Raw genomic sequence first — 15,024 nt, 5'->3', positions numbered from 1 at the left:
AGGCAATGCATTTTTGAATGAATCACCGCCATCGCGAGCAGGCTCACTCCTACAAGGGGTTGTGGTGATCATTCGAGGCGCGCCAGGCGCTCTTCCAGCGCGGCAATCCGTGCTTCCAGCTCTTCGATACGCTCAACCGAAACAGCGCCGCTCGCCCGCTCGCCGGGATTGTGCCGCGCTGCCAGAATCGCCTCGATGTCCGCCGGGTCACCCAGCGCATGGGTGTAGCGGTCTTCGCGCTGCCCGGCCTGACGCGGGATCAGCACCGCCAACCCGCGCGCGATCAGGCGCTCAAGCTGATGCACCACTTGCTCGGCATCTTCGAAGTCATGCATGCGCCCGCTGCGGGTCAGCAACTCGTTGACGGTCTGCGGCCCGCGCAGAAACATCAATCCGGTAAGAATCACCTGGGCCGGCACCAGTTCCAGCGCCTTGTCGATCTTGTGCTCCCAGCGATCGGCGCGACTGCCCATGACCAGCTTGGCGTAACCGTGGCTTTCCAGCGCCCGCAGGCTCTGGCCGACCTGGCCCTGGGTCAGGTTCATCACCGGCTCGCGGCTGGTTTTCTGATTGCAGGCCAGCACCAGCGCATTGAGGGTCAGCGGATAGGTTTCCGGGCTGGTCGCCTGTTTTTCGATCAGCGAACCCAGAATACGGATTTCCGTGGCATTGAGCCGGGGTTCGTCGGTAGTGGTTTCAAGTTCGGTGGTCATCGCGCGTTCCCTCTGCAGTCGAAGGCGCCTAGCCTAATCCTTGGCTAATAAAAGGCAAGCCGTGTGGTCATCAAGCATGGCTATAATCGCCTCCACGATCCACCCCGCCACCACACGAGACTGCCATGACCATTTCCCTGTACGCCGCATCCGTCCCGGTTTTTCAACAAATGCTCAACGCCCTGAGCGATGTCCTGAAAAAGGCTGAAGCCCACGCCACCGAGAAAAACATCGACCCGAACGCCTTCCTGCAAGCGCGCCTGTACCCGGACATGTTCCCGCTGGTGCGTCAGGTGCAGATCGCCGTTGACTTCGCCAAGGGCGTTTCCTCGCGTCTGGCCGAAGTCGAAATCCCGAAATATGACGACACCGAAACTACTTTCGCCGAACTGCAGGCGCTGATCGCCAAGGTCCTGGCCTTCATCGGCGAGATCAAACCGGAGCAGATCAACGGCAAGGAAGGCATCGAGATCGTCACCCGTCCGGGCACTCCGAAAGAGAAGCGCTTCAGCGGCCAGGCTTACCTGCTGAGCTACGGTCTGCCGCAGTTCTTCTTCCACGTCACCACCACCTACGCGCTGCTGCGCCACAACGGTGTTGAAGTGGGTAAACGCGATTACATGGGCGCGTACTAAAACACCCGGCAACAAAAAAGCCCGCCAAGGTTTGCGCCTTGGCGGGCTTTTTATCGCTTTTTTGTAGGAGTGAGCCTGCTCGCGATAGCGATGTGTCATTCAAAGGTGAGTTTGCAGATCAGACGCCATCGCGAGCGGGCTCACTCCTGCAGGGGTTATGCGGTGCGTTGGGCCTTTGCTTCTTCACCCAGGCAAGCCGCCGCCGTGAACAACACGTCAGTGGACGAATTCAGCGCGGTTTCCGCCGAGTCCTGCAACACGCCGATGATGAAGCCGACTGCCACCACCTGCATGGCAATCTCGCTCGGGATGCCGAACAGGCTGCACGCCAGCGGGATCAGCAGCAGCGAACCGCCGGCCACGCCAGAAGCGCCACAGGCGCAGATCGCCGCGACGACGCTGAGCAGGATGGCCGTCGGAATGTCCACGGCAATGCCCAGCGTGTGCACGGCGGCCAGGGTCAATACGGTGATGGTGATCGCCGCGCCGGCCATGTCGATGGTCGCGCCCAGCGGGATCGATACCGAGTAGGTGTCTTCATGCAGACCCAGGCGTTTGCTCAGTTCCAGGTTGACCGGAATGTTCGCCGCCGAGCTACGGGTGAAGAACGCGGTGATACCGCTTTCGCGCAGGCACTTGAGGGTCAGCGGGTACGGGTTGCGGCGCAGTTTCCAGAACACGATCAGCGGGTTCATCACCAACGCCACGAACAGCATGCAGCCCAGTAGCACCGCCAGCAGGTGCGCATAACCGATCAGCGCGCCGAAGCCCGAGGTGGCGAGGGTCGAGGCCACCAGACCGAAAATGCCCAGCGGGGCGAAGCGAATCACCACCCGCACAATCACGGTCACGCCGTTGGACAGGTCGCCCAGCACCTCACGCGTGGTGTCGCCGGCGTGGCGAATGGCAACGCCCATGCCGATCGCCCAGGCCAGAATGCCGATGAAGTTGGCGTTCATCAGTGCGCTGACCGGGTTGTCGACCACGCTCAGCAGCAGGCTTTGCAGCACCTCGGCAATCCCGCCCGGCGCGGTGACGGCCACGTTATCGGTGGACAACACCAGATGGGACGGAAACGCCATGCTGGCGATAACCGCCACCACTGCCGCGGCAAAGGTGCCGAGCAGGTACAGGAACAGGATCGGCCGGATGTGGGTTTCCTGACCGTGCTTGTGGTTGGCAATCGAGGCCATCACCAGCACGAACACCAGGATCGGTGCCACGGCTTTCAACGCCGAGACGAACACTTTACCGATGAACGCCGAGCCTTTCGCCGCTTCCGGCGCAAACAGCGCCAGGGCGATACCGGCGATCAGGCCGATCAGGATCTGCGTGACCAGGCTGAGGTTTTTCAGGCGTTGCAATAGAGAAGGGGATGAAGCGGTCATAACGGCATCTCTGGTTTTTTATAGGGTGCAAGGTTGCGTGAAACCGGTGGTATATCGGGGGCAGGTCACCGGTACGAACCGAAGGGGCTGACGCGCAATCAACGCTGTTAAACAGTGCGCTGAACAGGCTGTACGTTTTTCAGGGCGCGGACTTTATCACAGCGCGGGCTTTATCCTTCAGGCGTGTGACGATCTGCCACCCGATTGATCGGCAACTCGGCAGGTTTGTGCAAGTCAGTGCCGAAACACTCTGTTAAGATTCACCATCCTCATTTTAATAGTTGCCAGCGGGCCTTTCGGTCATCGCTGGTGTCGTCGTTTTGCTGGAGTTGCTCATGCTGTTGCCCATCCTTCTGTTGTCCGCCGCCGGGTTCACGGTGCTGACCACGGAATTCATCATTGTCGGCCTGCTGCCGGCGATTGCCCGCGACCTGGCGGTGACCATCCCGCAAGCCGGTCTGCTGGTCACTCTATTCGCTTTCACGGTGGCGATGTTCGGCCCATTCTTGACCGCGTATTTCGCCCGCTTCGAGCGGCGCAAGCTGTTCATCACCATCCTGATCATGTTCGGCCTGGCCAACACCGTGGCGGCGCTGGCGCCGAACATCTGGGTGATGGCCATCGCCCGGCTGATCCCGGCGCTCGGCCTGCCGGTGTTCTGGGCGCTGGCCAGTGAGACCGCGGTGGACATTGTCGGCCCGGATTACGCCGGTCGCGCAATCGCCAAGATCGGCTTCGGCATCGTCTGCGCCACCGTGTTCGGCATTCCGGTGGGCACATTGATTTCCGATGCCTTCGGCTGGCGCAGCGCGTTCGCGATTCTGGCAGTGATTGCCTTTGCCAAGGCTTTGCTGTTGTTCGTCTATCTGCCGAAAACCAGCCTGCACCAGCATCAGGTCAGCTTCGCCTCGCAGTTCAAGATCCTGCGCAGCCCGCTGATGCTCGGCCATGTGCTGCTGTCGATTCTGGTGTTCAGCGGCATGTTCACTGCCTACACCTATCTGGCCGACATCCTCGAGCGGCTGGCCGGATTCAACGGCACCGTGGTCGGCTGGTGCCTGATGGCCTTCGGCGCGGTCGGGCTGATCGGCAACTCGCTGGGCGGTCGTGCGGTGGATCGTCATCCGCTGGGCGCGTCGGTGTTGTTCTGTGCGTTCATGATTGCCGGCATGGTCTCGCTGGTGCCGAACATCCATTCGCCGCTGGGCCTGGCGGTGGCCATGGGGATCTGGGGCGTGACCCAGGCGGCGTTGTTCCTGGTCAGCCATGTGCGCCTGATGAAGGCTGCGCCAGAAGCGCCAGCCTTTGCCGCGTCGTTGAATATCGCCGGGGCCAATCTCGGGATCGGCCTGGGCGCGATGGTCGGTGGTCGCGTCATCGACAGTGCGGGGCTTGGCTTCCTGGGGTTCGCCGCCGCCGGGTTCATTTTGCTGTCGGTGTTCCTCGCCATGGTGCTGATGACGCTCAAGCCGCGTGAAACCTGCGCCCAGGCGTCATAACGCGGTAAACAGCTCACGCCTTGCACCTTCGGTAATCGCAACGATGCCGGGGTGCTTGACCTTGCGCTCCACGGAAATGGCGTAGAACGACTCGGTCACGGCGTCGGTCTGGCCGATCACCTCGACGCCGTATTGGCGTTTGACTTCATCGGCGATCACGCTCGGGCCGATGAAGATTCCGCTGCCCGATTGGCCGAAGGCCTGCATCAGGGCGCTGTCATCGAACTCCCCGACGATTTGCGGCTGGATCTGCTGCTCGGCGAACCAGCGCTGCAAACGGCTGCGAACCACGGTTTCCGCACCGGGAATCAACAACGGTGCGCCATTGAGGCTGCGCGGGAAGTCCTGCCCGTATCGCGCCGCCAATTGTGCGGTGGCGAAGAAACTGATCCCGCATTCGCCCAGTTTCTGGCTGTAGCCCTTGATGTCGAGGTGCGACGGCATCGGGCTGTCGGAAATCACCAGGTCCAGGCGCTGGATCGCCAGGTCCGCCAGCAGGCGTTCGAGTTTGTCCTCGCGGCAGGTGATGCGCAGCGGCTCGTTGAGCTCCATGGTCGGCGCGATCAGGCGATAGACGATCGACTTGGGCACCACGTCCGCTACGCCGACCCGGAACAGGATCTGCTGTTCATTGGGCTGGGCGCGCAGCATCAACTCCAGTTCACCGCCCAACTGAAACATCTGCTCGGCATAGGGCAGGGCCTGGCGCCCGGCTTCGGTCAGTTCAAGTTGGCGGCCGACCCGCTGAAACAACTCTATGCCGTAGGTTTGTTCGAGCAGCGAGATCTGCCCGCTGATGGTTTGCGGCGTGAGGTTCAGCTGTTCGCAGGCGCGCACGATGCTGCCGGTCTTGGCGACCACCCAGAAGTAATGCAGTTGTCGGTAATTGAGCACTCTACGGTTCCCCCTGTAGGCGCTGCCGCAGGCTGCGATCTTTTGATTTTTTAGAGCGAGATCAAAAGATCGCAGCCTTGGGCAGCTCCTGCACTGACTGTCATAGTTCGTTAGCGCCGAAGTATAGACGCTAAAAATACGAATTTTCCTGAAGTGTTTGTCTCCCTAGAATGCCCAGCCATCGACGTGTGGTCTGTGACCCGGTCTGTTCATTCGAAGGGAGCCTCATGAAATACACAATTCCAGCACTGATGTTTACGTCTTTACTGCTTATGGCCGGTTGTGATCAGGCCGAGAAAAGCGCCCAGCAGTTGATGGGCAAGGCCGCCGAAAGCGCCAAGCAGGCGATCGATGACACGCATAAAGCCGCAGAACAAGCGCTCAGCGACGCCACTGGCGGCCTGATCGAGAAAAAAGAAGCACCGGAAAAAGATGCGGAAAAACCCGAATCTTCCTCCAAGACCATCTAAACCGTCTTACAACGAGTCAGGACTGACCCATGGAATATCTGTTAGAACTCGCCGCCAGCCCCGCCGCCTGGGTTGCTTTGGCCACACTGGTGGTGATGGAGATCGTGCTCGGCATCGATAACCTGATCTTTATTTCGATCCTGACCAACAAGCTGCCCGTGCAGCATCGGCAAAAGGCCCGGCGGATCGGTATCGGCATGGCGCTGATCCTGCGTCTGGCCCTGTTGAGCACCATCGCCTTCATCGTGCAGTTGACCGCCCCGGTGCTCGAAATCATGGGTCAGGCGTTCTCCTGGAAGGACATGATCCTGATCGCCGGTGGTCTGTTCCTGGTGTGGAAAGCCACGACCGAGATCCATCACAGCATGGACCCGGCGCCGGAAGACCCGAAAAGCGCGACATCGACCGTGACCCTGGGCTTTGCTGCCGCGATCGGTCAGATCCTGATGCTGGACATGGTGTTCTCCATCGACAGCATCATTACCGCGGTGGGCATGACTGAGCACTTGCCGATCATGGTGATCGCAGTGGTGGTATCGGTGATGGTGATGCTGTTCGCGGCCGAGCCGCTGGCCAAGTTCATCAACGACAACCCGACGGTGGTGATGCTGGCCCTGGGCTTCCTGATTATGATCGGCATGACGCTGATCGCCGAAGGCTTCGGCGCCCACGTACCGAAAGGTTATGTGTACGCAGCCATGGCCTTCTCGGCAGCGATTGAAGTGCTGAACATGATGTCGCGCCGGGCGAAGCAGAGGAAATTGGCTCAGCAGGCGTAAACCGTAACAAATGAAAAGGCCGGCTGGACTTCAGGAGTCCAGCCGGCCTTTTTGCTGTATGCCTTTTGTTTTATGTAGGAGCTGCCGAAGGCTGCGATCTTTTGACTTCAAAGATCACAAGATCGCAGCCTTCGGCAGCTCAGATTTTTATATCAACTGACCTGTCAGTGCGCAGGCGCATGGCGCACACGTAGTTTTTCCGGCTTATGAATCGGGGCCGATTCGACCGGGTGATGGTGGCGCCGGGCAATGCGCAGCACCCCCCACAGCATGGCGGTGGCGACGGCCAGCCAGCCGGCGATCAACATTACGATGGTCATGGTCAGGCTCATTAATGCCTCCTCTTTGCCCTGCATCGGGCACTCACTTTTTCAATTCGCTCTGTTTCAGTGACAGTCTAGTCAACGTGGTGTTTCAGACTATTGACCAAAGGTCGGTGATGACCAATCAGTTCGCTCTATGCAATCGCTCGGTCTGCGGTTTAAGGCTATACCGCAGACGTGCGTCGCCCTATGATCGCAAGGGTTGCCGGAACACGATGACCGGTGTCTGATCAGAGAGTGACGATGGTGCAGGTATTGACGCGATTGCGAGGGGCGTTGCTGGTGGCCGGATGCGCGGCCGTATTGGCGGGGTGTGCAGGCAGTGTGGCACCGCAGGTCAAGCGCCTGCCGGAGCGGGTCGAACTCAGCGGCACGTTCTATCGAGGTGAAGCCAACCAGAGTGGCCCGCAAGTGCTCGCCAGTCTGTTGTCGCAGCAGGGCGTCATGATCACGCCGGGGCTGCTGGAAAAGCCGTTGCACCTGCCGGGTGCACAGGATCAGTTGCAGCAGAACCTGCAGAACCTTGCGCGCGAGTACGGCATGGTGGTCTATCCGTTGGACAGCAACCTGCCAGCCTTGCTGACCCAGGTGGCGGCCGGTTATCCGGTGATGGTGCGCTTCAGCGAAGGCTCGGCGTTCTGGGCGGAACCGCGTTACGCGATTCTTTCCGGTTACGACCGGCGCAAGCAGAAAGTGCTGTTGCGCGCCGGCATGAACCATCGTGAACTGATGAGCTTCAGCTCTTTTGAATCGGCATTCGAAAAGTCTGGCGGCTGGGCGGTGCTGATCCAGAAGCCGTCGCAGATTCCCGCTGAGGTCGATCGTCAACGCTGGCTGAAGGCTGCGGACGAGTTGGCGCAGGCCGGGCAGGAGCGTGAGGCGGCACAAGCGAAAAAGGCCTTGGCGGCACAGTAGGCGCCGTTCGTCATCTGCCGGGCACCCTCACGCCCGGCAGGCCTCCTACTGATAGAGCCCGAATGTGCGGGTGAATCAGGAGGCGAGCATGGCAGATTCCCCATCCCCGAAAGGCCCACACTCAAGCGAGCATTCGTCCGGTCATGATCTGGGCTTCGATCCGGATTCACCGGACCTCGACGATCCGCAGGTTGACCCGGTCGGCCCGGCCAAGGCGCCGAAAGACGTTGAACCCGGCGAAGACAGCAAGCGCCCGGCCAAGCCTTATGACCCCTTAGCCGATCTGAAACCCTGAAGTGAGGTGCGTATGAGTACCGATTCCAGCTTCGATGATAAACATCCGGACAGTGTGCCGACCACGCCTGAAGAGGAGGTGGACCCTGTGCTGGATCCGGACAGCCCGCTGCGTGATCCGATGGCTCGGCCCAACGTGCTGACCCCTGAGATTCATCGTGATCCGAGTGCCGGTGATGGCATTCCCGATGACGATAAAATGCCGTTACCCAATGATTGAGTAACGGCTATTTAACGGCTGGCTCATGACCACTGTGGCGAGGGAGCTTGCTCCCGCTGGACTGCGCAGCAGGCCTTTCTGGTTAAAAAAGAAGATCTGCTACGCGCCCTCGCCATCGTTGGCTATTTCGAGCTACTTCGAAGCTTCGACCACGCCGCTCTGGCGACTCTTGAGGTTTTTCTCGGCCTTGTATTGCTGTGCGACTGCCGGGACGCTGGCGCTGCGGCCGGTTTCCACCCAACTGCGGATACGGCTGGCATCGGCGAAATGGGTGAACTTGCCGAACGCGTCGAGAATCACCAGCGCAACCGGGCGGTTGCCCATCCTCGTGACCAATACCAGGCAATGCCCGGCCGGATTGGTAAAGCCGGTTTTGGTGATCTTGATGTCCCAGTCGGCCTTGTTCACCAAGTGATCGGTATTGCGGAAACCCAGGGTGTAATTGGGTTTACGGAACGACACGGTTTTTTCCTTGGTGGTGGTCAGCTCGCTGAGGATCGGGTGCTTGCTCGCGGCCACCAACAGTTTGCTCAGGTCTCGGGCGGTGGAGACGTTGCGTTCCGACAAACCAGTGGGTTCAACATAGTGGGTGTTGGTCATGCCCAAAGCCTTGGCCTTGGCATTCATCGCCGCGATAAACGCCGCATAGCCCCCCGGATAATGGTGGGCGAGGCTGGCGGCAGCGCGGTTTTCCGAAGACATCAGGGCGATCAGCAGCATCTCGCGGCGCGGCAGTTCACTCTTCAATTTGACTCGGGAGAACACGCCTTTCATTTCTGGCGTGTGGCTGATGTCGACGTCGATCCATTCGTCCATGTTCTGGTGCGCTTCAACCACGACCAGTCCGGTCATCAGCTTGCTCACCGAAGCGATCGGCACGATCACGTCCGGGTTGCTCGAATAAATGACTTTATTGGTCTGCAAATCCATAAGCAGGGCGCTGCCGGAGGCGATCTTCAGTTGCGAGGCGTCTCGAGGCGCGGCGGTGGTTTCAGCGGCGTTGACGGTTGGCGTGACGAATGTGCCTGTAACAGCAAAAACCAGGCTCAGGATCGAAAGACGAATTTTCACGCGGGCGAACTCATAAAAGTTGGATATTCCGTTAGTTTGTAACGGGTTATTTCTTCAAAGCGTCGCATTCTAGGAGTATGGCTGAAGATCTGTCGATGGTTGTTTGACTGACCTGAAAATCTCGTGAAAAGGCCTGTAAAAAGAGGGGTTTCCGGCGAACGGTTAGTGTTTTTTCTCAGAAATGAAAAACCCCGCACAAGGCGGGGTTCTTTCACCGGCGAAAAACGCCTCAGGCGTGCAGGGTTTCTGCCGCGTAGAGGGTGTTTTCCAGCAGGCAGGCACGGGTCATCGGGCCGACGCCGCCCGGCACTGGCGTGATCCAGCCGGCTCGGGGCAGGGCGGTCTCGTACACTACGTCACCCACCAGTTTGCCGTCGTCCTGGCGGTTGATGCCGACGTCGATCACGATCGCGCCTTCCTTGATCCACTCGCCTTTGACCAGGCCCGGCTTGCCGGCGGCCACCACCACCAGGTCAGCGCGGCCGACGTGGCCTGCCAGATCCTTGGTGAAGCGGTGCGTCACGGTCACTGTGCAACCGGCCAGCAACAGTTCCATTGCCATCGGGCGACCGACGATGTTGGACGCGCCAACTACCACTGCATCCAGACCATAAAGATCCACGCCGGTACTTTCCAGCAAGGTCATGATGCCTTTCGGGGTGCACGGACGCAGCAGCGGGATGCGCTGGGCCAGACGGCCGACGTTATAAGGATGGAAGCCGTCGACGTCTTTGTCCGGGCGGATGCGTTCCAGCAATTTGGAAGCGTCCAGGTGCTCGGGCAGCGGCAATTGCAGCAGCACGCCGTCGATGGCCGGGTCGTCGTTGAGGCGATCGATCAGATCGGTCAGCGCTTCTTGAGTGGTTTCGGAAGGCAGGTCGTAGGCTTGAGAGAGGAAGCCGACCTCTTCACAGTCTTTACGCTTGTGCGAGACATAAACCTGAGAGGCAGGATCGCTGCCGACCAGGATCACCGCGAGGCCGGGAGTGCGCAGGCCTTGCTGGCGACGCTCGGCAACTCGTTGGGCGATCTGCTGGCGCAGGCTGGCGGCGATCGATTTGCCGTCGATTAGTTGTGCAGTCATTGCGCGTGATTAACCATCGAGAGGGGAAAAAAAGAGAACGCATTCTCGCATGTCAGGCGGTGAGGGCAAAGGCGCTTGGTCAGCAAATTCCCCTAACTCCTTTAATTAAATGAATTTTTTTCAAAAAGGATTTGACGACCTTGGGAGCGCTCTATACTATTCGTCGCACTTGTCGGGCACAGCCTAGCACTGGTTAAGAAGGTCGAGCGGAATTAGCGTTCTGCGAGACTGGAAAGCATTTAGTTTGTAGTCCTCCAAGAGTACAGATTAATAAGGCGCCCGTAGCTCAGCTGGATAGAGCATCCGCCTTCTAAGCGGATGGTCGCAGGTTCGAGTCCTGCCGGGTGCGCCATTAGGCAGCATTGGCACAAGTAACGCGATATGGTGGGCGTAGCTCAGTTGGTAGAGCACGGGATTGTGACTCCCGTTGTCGTGGGTTCGATCCCCATCGTCCACCCCATATTTCGAAGGGCGCCAGATGTAACAGTCTGGCGCCTTTGCTTTAAAAAGCTTCATCTGCGGATGTGGTGGAATTGGTAGACACACTGGATTTAGGTTCCAGCGCCGCGAGGCGTAAGAGTTCGAGTCTCTTCATCCGCACCAATTAAAGCTTCATTCTTGCCGCGGGCCGGATGAAGTTCAGCAAAGAAGTTGAATGGCTTTTTTGTGACGCAATATGGTGGGCGTAGCTCAGTTGGTAGAGCACGGGATTGTGACTCCCGTTGTCGTGGGTTCGATCCCCATCGTCCACCCCATATTTCGAAAGGCGCCAGATTTAACAGTCTGGCGCCTTTTTTGTTTTACGGCTTGTGGTTGGGTTGCGCAGGGTTTCGGGTTGCAAGGGCAGGGCGTTTCGTCCTGTTTTCGGGCTTGAGGCGGGCGTGCCGACCGCCGGCCATGTTCGCGGGATCGGCCGTCAGGGAGATGGCTCGCAGTCTCTTCTATATATAGAAGCGGTTGAAGCAGAGCCCTGGCGTGATGGTCTTTATTCGTCTTCGGGGTGGAGTGCATTGATGCATTCACACCTATAAATGGCCTGCTGTTTTTTTACCCGTTTTCAGTAGGGTGACTTCTTGAGTTTGACCCACTAGAATGCATGCCCTTGATTCTGGGGTCGGAAACGGCCGGCTAACGTCTGTGCAACGAGGAATATCCATGCAAGTTTCTGTTGAAAATACTACTGCTCTTGAGCGCCGCATGAGCGTCACCGTGCCGGCTGAGCGCATTGAGAGCCAGGTCAACAAGCGTCTGCAGCAGACTGCCCAAAAGGCCAAGATTGCTGGCTTCCGTCCAGGCAAAGTGCCAATGAGCGAAATCAAGCGCCGTTTCGGTGCTGACGCTCGTCAGGAAGCTGTTGGTGATGTTATCCAGTCCTCCTTCTACGAAGCTGTGGTTGAGCAAAAGCTGAACCCTGCCGGTTCGCCTTCGATCGAGCCGAAGTCGCTGGAAGCTGGCAAGGACCTGGAATACGTAGCCGTATTCGAAGTGTTCCCTGAGTTCACCGTTGCCGGTTTCGACGGCATCACTGTCGAGCGCCTGAGCGCTGACGTGGCTGACGCCGATCTGGACAAGATGCTGGACATCCTGCGCAAGCAGAACACCCGTTTCGAAGTGGCCGATCGCGCTGCTCAGAACGAAGACCAGCTGAACATCGATTTCGTTGGCAAGGTTGACGGCGAAGCATTCGCTGGCGGCTCCGCCAAAGGCACTCAGCTGGTGCTGGGTTCCGGTCGCATGATCCCGGGCTTCGAAGAAGGCCTGGTTGGCGCCAAAGCAGGCGAAGAGCGCGTTCTGAACCTGACCTTCCCTGAGGACTATCAGAACCTGGACCTGGCTGGCAAAACCGCCGAGTTCACCGTGACTGTGAACACCGTTTCCGAGCCAAAACTGCCAGAGCTGAACGAAGAGTTCTTCGCTCAATTCGGCATCAAGGAAACCGGTCTGGAAGGCTTCCGCACCGAAGTTCGCAAGAACATGGAGCGTGAACTGCGTCAGGCCATCAAGTCCAAGGTCAAGAATCAGGTGATGGATGGTCTGCTGGCCACCAACCCGATCGAAGTGCCTAAGGCTCTGCTGTCCAGCGAAGTTGACCGTCTGCGCGTGCAGGCTGTTCAGCAGTTCGGTGGCAACATCAAGCCTGACCAGCTGCCGGCCGAGCTGTTCGAAGAGCAAGCCAAGCGCCGTGTAGTGCTGGGTCTGATCGTGGCTGAAGTGGTCAAGCAATTCGACCTGAAGCCTGATGAAGCTCGCGTTCGTGAAATGATCCAGGAAATGGCTTCGGCTTACCAAGAGCCTGAGCAGGTTGTGTCCTGGTACTACAAGAACGAGCAGCAACTGAACGAAGTTCGTTCGGTTGTGCTGGAAGAACAAGTTGTGGATACTGTTCTGCAGAAAGCTAGCGTGACCGACAAATCGGTCTCTTACGAAGAAGCGGTCAAGCCGGTAGAAGCTCCACAAGCCGACTGATTGTTTTTGCGTTAAGAAGTACACACATAAGCCAGCCTTCGAGCTGGCTTATGCGTATTCAAGACATAACTATTTGGGAGTGACTGCAGAGCATGTTCCGTAATTCGTATATTCAGCAGAACTCTGATATCCAGGCCGCAGGCGGCCTGGTCCCGATGGTTGTCGAGCAATCTGCTCGTGGCGAGCGCGCCTATGACATCTACTCGCGCCTTTTGAAGGAGCGCGTAATCTTTCTGGTGGGTCCTGTAGAGGACTACATGGCCAACCTGATCTGTGCGCAATTGCTGTTCCTTGAAGCGGAAAACCCGGACAAGGACATCCATCTTTATATCAACTCCCCGGGCGGTTCGGTGACAGCGGGCATGTCGATCTACGACACCATGCAGTTCATCAAGCCAAACGTATCGACAACCTGCATTGGCCAGGCGTGCAGCATGGGTGCATTCCTGCTGACGGCCGGTGCACCTGGCAAGCGTTTCTGCCTGCCAAACTCGCGCGTGATGATTCACCAGCCACTGGGCGGTTTCCAGGGCCAGGCGTCGGATATCGAAATCCATGCCAAGGAAATCCTCTTCATTCGCGAGCGCCTGAACACGCTGATGGCCAAGCACAGCGGGCGTACGCTTGAAGAAATCGAGCGTGACACCAATCGTGACAACTTCATGAGTGCAGAAGCTGCGAAGGAATACGGCCTGATCGACGAAGTCATCAACCAGCGTCCTGCGTAAAATAAGCAGCTCAAAATAAGGCAGGTCGGCAAGTCCGACCACCAGCGGGCTTGAAAAAGCCCGCAATAGCCTTCATCTTGTGTTGCAAGCCTATCGGATTTGGATCGAACGAATGACTGACACCCGCAACGGCGAGGACAACGGCAAGCTGCTCTATTGCTCCTTCTGTGGCAAAAGCCAGCATGAAGTGCGCAAATTGATTGCCGGCCCCTCGGTCTTTATCTGCGACGAGTGCGTCGACCTGTGCAATGACATCATCCGCGAGGAGGTGCAGGAAGCCCAGGCCGAAAGCAGCGCGCATAAATTGCCTTCGCCTAAAGAAATCAGCGGCATCCTTGACCAGTATGTGATTGGTCAGGAGCGTGCGAAAAAGGTTTTGGCCGTAGCGGTGTACAACCACTACAAGCGCCTGAACCAGCGTGACAAAAAGGCTGACGACGTCGAACTCGGCAAGAGCAACATCCTGCTGATCGGCCCGACCGGCTCTGGCAAGACCCTGCTGGCCGAAACACTGGCCCGCCTGCTGAACGTTCCGTTCACCATCGCCGACGCAACCACCCTCACCGAGGCCGGTTACGTAGGTGAAGATGTCGAGAACATCATTCAGAAACTGCTGCAAAAGTGCGATTACGATGTGGAAAAGGCCCAGATGGGCATTGTCTACATCGATGAAATCGACAAGATTTCCCGCAAGTCCGACAACCCGTCGATCACCCGCGATGTTTCCGGTGAAGGCGTGCAGCAGGCCTTGCTGAAGTTGATCGAAGGCACGGTCGCTTCCGTTCCACCGCAAGGTGGCCGCAAGCATCCGCAGCAGGAATTCCTGCAGGTCGACACCCGTAACATCCTGTTCATCTGCGGTGGTGCGTTCTCCGGTCTGGAAAAGGTTATTCAAAACCGTTCCACCAAGGGCGGCATCGGTTTCAACGCAGAAGTGCGCAGCAAGGAAGAAGGCAAGAAAGTCGGTGAATCCCTGCGTGAAGTCGAGCCTGACGATCTGGTCAAGTTCGGTCTGATCCCGGAATTCGTCGGTCGTCTGCCGGTCCTCGCCACGCTGGACGAGCTGGATGAGGCTGCGCTGATGCAGATCCTCACCGAGCCGAAAAATGCTCTGACCAAGCAGTATGCCAAGCTGTTCGAGATGGAAGGCGTGGATCTGGAGTTCCGGACCGACGCATTGAAATCGGTCGCCAAGCGTGCCCTGGAACGTAAAACCGGTGCCCGTGGCCTGCGTTCGATTCTCGAAGGTGTGCTGCTCGACACGATGTACGAAATCCCCTCGCAGTCCGAGGTGAGCAAAGTCGTCATCGATGAAAGCGTGATTGAAGGCAAGTCCAAGCCACTGTATATCTACGAAAACAGTGAGCCGACGGCCAAGGCAGCGCCGGACGCGTAAGCGTCCACACTGCCGGAACAAAGAAGGGGCCTTCGGGCCTCTTTTTTTTTATGTCGTTTTTTACATCCGCTTTGCGCTTGTTTTTTTTCAAGGCAGCCCCCATCTTGTTTTCAAGCTTAATTCCATCTGATTACGGCCATATGGCCGCC

The 15,024-nt window shown here is 58.2% G+C and carries 16 protein-coding genes and 4 tRNA genes; 14 read left to right on the top strand and 6 right to left on the bottom strand.

The features are described 5' to 3' along the window. Positions 1-68: 68 nt before the first annotated feature. On the bottom strand, positions 69-713 hold the full coding sequence (locus J5M57_RS14695; RefSeq protein ID WP_207849703.1) for a DUF480 domain-containing protein: 645 nt from the start codon (positions 711-713) through the stop codon (positions 69-71). 125 nt (positions 714-838) lie between these two features. Between J5M57_RS14695 and J5M57_RS14690 the strand changes: the two genes are divergently transcribed. Continuing rightward, the gene (locus tag J5M57_RS14690; RefSeq protein WP_064586917.1) at positions 839-1,348 is read left to right on the top strand and encodes a DUF1993 domain-containing protein; all 510 of its coding nucleotides are present in this window, start codon (positions 839-841) and stop codon (positions 1,346-1,348) included. A gap of 155 nt (positions 1,349-1,503) precedes the next feature. Here the strand turns inward: J5M57_RS14690 and sstT are convergent, their stop codons facing one another. Then, a complete protein-coding gene (gene sstT, locus J5M57_RS14685) occupies positions 1,504-2,736 on the bottom strand; it encodes a serine/threonine transporter SstT (RefSeq protein WP_207849702.1) in 1,233 nt (410 codons plus the stop codon). A gap of 335 nt (positions 2,737-3,071) precedes the next feature. On the opposite strand from sstT, the gene J5M57_RS14680 reads away from it, so the two are divergent. Continuing rightward, the gene (locus J5M57_RS14680) at positions 3,072-4,235 is read left to right on the top strand and encodes an MFS transporter (RefSeq protein ID WP_083366366.1); all 1,164 of its coding nucleotides are present in this window, start codon (positions 3,072-3,074) and stop codon (positions 4,233-4,235) included. Here J5M57_RS14680 and nhaR read toward each other — a convergent pair. Continuing rightward, on the bottom strand, positions 4,230-5,129 hold the full coding sequence (gene nhaR / locus J5M57_RS14675; protein ID WP_127652121.1) for a transcriptional activator NhaR: 900 nt from the start codon (positions 5,127-5,129) through the stop codon (positions 4,230-4,232). The two genes, J5M57_RS14680 and nhaR, sit on opposite strands and share 6 nt — an antisense overlap. 227 nt (positions 5,130-5,356) lie before the next feature. Here nhaR and J5M57_RS14670 point away from each other — a divergent pair, with 227 nt between their 5' ends. After that, positions 5,357-5,599, top strand: coding sequence for a hypothetical protein (locus tag J5M57_RS14670; RefSeq protein WP_207849701.1), 243 nt, complete (start codon positions 5,357-5,359; stop codon positions 5,597-5,599). Positions 5,600-5,628: 29 nt separating this feature from the next. Further along, positions 5,629-6,378 (top strand): TerC family protein, encoded by a 750-nt coding sequence (locus J5M57_RS14665; RefSeq protein WP_169840675.1) that lies wholly within the window; start codon positions 5,629-5,631, stop codon positions 6,376-6,378. Positions 6,379-6,542: 164 nt separating this feature from the next. On the opposite strand, the gene J5M57_RS14660 is transcribed toward J5M57_RS14665, so the two are convergent. Further along, positions 6,543-6,734, bottom strand: coding sequence for a hypothetical protein (locus tag J5M57_RS14660; protein ID WP_207849700.1), 192 nt, complete (start codon positions 6,732-6,734; stop codon positions 6,543-6,545). Positions 6,735-6,944: 210 nt separating this feature from the next. Between J5M57_RS14660 and J5M57_RS14655 the strand changes: the two genes are divergently transcribed. From J5M57_RS14655 to J5M57_RS14645, 3 genes are all read left to right on the top strand, one after another. Beyond that, the gene (locus tag J5M57_RS14655) at positions 6,945-7,616 is read left to right on the top strand and encodes a hypothetical protein (RefSeq protein WP_064586923.1); all 672 of its coding nucleotides are present in this window, start codon (positions 6,945-6,947) and stop codon (positions 7,614-7,616) included. Between the two features lie 88 nt (positions 7,617-7,704). Continuing rightward, the gene (locus J5M57_RS14650) at positions 7,705-7,911 is read left to right on the top strand and encodes a DUF6021 family protein (RefSeq protein ID WP_007965370.1); all 207 of its coding nucleotides are present in this window, start codon (positions 7,705-7,707) and stop codon (positions 7,909-7,911) included. Positions 7,912-7,923: 12 nt separating this feature from the next. Further along, positions 7,924-8,130: a hypothetical protein gene (locus J5M57_RS14645; RefSeq protein ID WP_207849699.1), complete on the top strand. Its 207-nt coding sequence runs from the start codon at positions 7,924-7,926 to the stop codon at positions 8,128-8,130. 132 nt (positions 8,131-8,262) lie between these two features. Here the strand turns inward: J5M57_RS14645 and pbpG are convergent, their stop codons facing one another. Continuing rightward, positions 8,263-9,201 (bottom strand): D-alanyl-D-alanine endopeptidase, encoded by a 939-nt coding sequence (pbpG, locus tag J5M57_RS14640; RefSeq protein WP_083366361.1) that lies wholly within the window; start codon positions 9,199-9,201, stop codon positions 8,263-8,265. Positions 9,202-9,430: 229 nt separating this feature from the next. Continuing rightward, positions 9,431-10,285, bottom strand: coding sequence for a bifunctional methylenetetrahydrofolate dehydrogenase/methenyltetrahydrofolate cyclohydrolase FolD (gene folD, locus J5M57_RS14635; protein WP_003223627.1), 855 nt, complete (start codon positions 10,283-10,285; stop codon positions 9,431-9,433). Positions 10,286-10,560: 275 nt separating this feature from the next. Between folD and J5M57_RS14630 the strand changes: the two genes are divergently transcribed. The 7 genes from J5M57_RS14630 to clpX all read left to right on the top strand — a co-directional run bounded on the left by J5M57_RS14630 (position 10,561) and on the right by clpX (position 14,875). Beyond that, positions 10,561-10,637 (top strand) — tRNA-Arg (locus J5M57_RS14630). Positions 10,638-10,669: 32 nt separating this feature from the next. Beyond that, positions 10,670-10,745 (top strand) — tRNA-His (locus tag J5M57_RS14625). 58 nt (positions 10,746-10,803) lie between these two features. Continuing rightward, positions 10,804-10,888 (top strand) — tRNA-Leu (locus J5M57_RS14620). A gap of 76 nt (positions 10,889-10,964) precedes the next feature. After that, positions 10,965-11,040, top strand: a tRNA-His gene (locus tag J5M57_RS14615). A gap of 400 nt (positions 11,041-11,440) precedes the next feature. After that, entirely contained in the window at positions 11,441-12,751 is a 1,311-nt protein-coding gene (tig, locus tag J5M57_RS14610; RefSeq protein WP_207849698.1) for a trigger factor, read from the top strand. Positions 12,752-12,843: 92 nt separating this feature from the next. Beyond that, positions 12,844-13,479 carry an ATP-dependent Clp endopeptidase proteolytic subunit ClpP gene (clpP, locus tag J5M57_RS14605; RefSeq protein ID WP_007951559.1) on the top strand — a complete coding sequence of 212 codons (636 nt, stop codon included), beginning with the start codon at positions 12,844-12,846 and terminating at the stop codon, positions 13,477-13,479. A 112-nt stretch (positions 13,480-13,591) separates the two neighbouring features. Then, positions 13,592-14,875, top strand: coding sequence for an ATP-dependent Clp protease ATP-binding subunit ClpX (clpX, locus tag J5M57_RS14600; RefSeq protein ID WP_003223632.1), 1,284 nt, complete (start codon positions 13,592-13,594; stop codon positions 14,873-14,875). Positions 14,876-15,024 lie beyond the last annotated feature (149 nt).

It is taken from the genome of Pseudomonas sp. 86_A (assembly GCF_017491705.1).
Lineage (GTDB): Bacteria > Pseudomonadota > Gammaproteobacteria > Pseudomonadales > Pseudomonadaceae > Aquipseudomonas > Aquipseudomonas koreensis.
This window is presented reverse-complemented; position numbering and strand designations above follow the sequence as displayed.